The organism is Sphingomonas endophytica, from assembly GCF_001476895.1.
Taxonomy (GTDB): Bacteria; Pseudomonadota; Alphaproteobacteria; order Sphingomonadales; family Sphingomonadaceae; genus Sphingomonas; species Sphingomonas endophytica_A.
Genome location: NZ_LDTB01000118.1, coordinates 1 through 637 on the forward strand (window position 1 = coordinate 1; position 637 = coordinate 637).

General features: G+C 60.9%; 2 protein-coding genes and 1 pseudogene. 1 reads left to right on the forward strand and 2 read right to left on the reverse strand.

Going from position 1 to position 637, the window contains the following annotated elements:
- Window positions 1-129 (reverse strand): SDR family NAD(P)-dependent oxidoreductase (locus tag NS334_RS17880; RefSeq protein WP_153002786.1); only part of this gene is annotated, 129 nt, incomplete at its 3' end.
- Between the two features lie 102 nt (window positions 130-231).
- Between NS334_RS17880 and NS334_RS19305 the strand changes: the two genes are divergently transcribed.
- Window positions 232-363, forward strand: coding sequence for a hypothetical protein (locus NS334_RS19305; RefSeq protein WP_275044696.1), 132 nt, complete (start codon window positions 232-234; stop codon window positions 361-363).
- Between the two features lie 20 nt (window positions 364-383).
- Here the strand turns inward: NS334_RS19305 and NS334_RS16245 are convergent.
- Window positions 384-637, reverse strand: a pseudogene (locus tag NS334_RS16245) (acetyl-CoA C-acetyltransferase); the annotation flags it as partial.

Below are 637 nucleotides of genomic sequence, written 5' to 3' on the forward strand. Positions count from 1 at the left end.
GAACTTCTCCGCCGCGGCGTCATTGCCGGCGTAGCTCGCCGCCACGTTGTAGCCGGCCGCTTTCAGCGCCTTGCTGATAGCAGCTCCGATGCCCCGCGTTCCGCCCGTCACCAATGCAACACGTGCCATGTCCGTCTCCTCCTTGGCCGTCTTTTATAACCGGATAACTCCGGTCTACGCACTCACAACGAAGCGCGATGAGATCGTCGCGCTTCCGCTCCCTTTTTGAGCATGATCCGTTCGGAAAACCGCTTCACACTTTTCCGGATCATGCTCGCGCAAAACAAAAATGCCCGGCGCAAAGCCGGGCATCTTTTCTATCAGTTCGCGCCGTGGTTGACAGATGATCTTTTCATCACCTAGCCGGCCTCGCTGCCTTTTGTTCAGTCGCGTGCAACGCACATGGCGATGCCCATGCCGCCGCCGATGCACAGCGTCGCGAGGCCCTTCTTGGCATCGCGCTTCTGCATCTCGTGCAGCAGCGTGACCAGCACGCGCGCACCCGACGCGCCGACCGGATGGCCGATCGCGAACGCGCCGCCATTGACGTTGAACTTGGACGGATCCAAGCCGAGGTCCTTGTTGACGGCGCAGGCCTGCACGGCGAACGCACGCATTGGCCACGATAAAATCGAGG

What these genes read in the sequence shown, in the direction of transcription:
- NS334_RS19305 (WP_275044696.1), top strand. Translation starts at nt 232, where the DNA reads ATGATCCGTTCGGAAAACCGCTTCACACTTTTCCGGATCATGCTCGCG.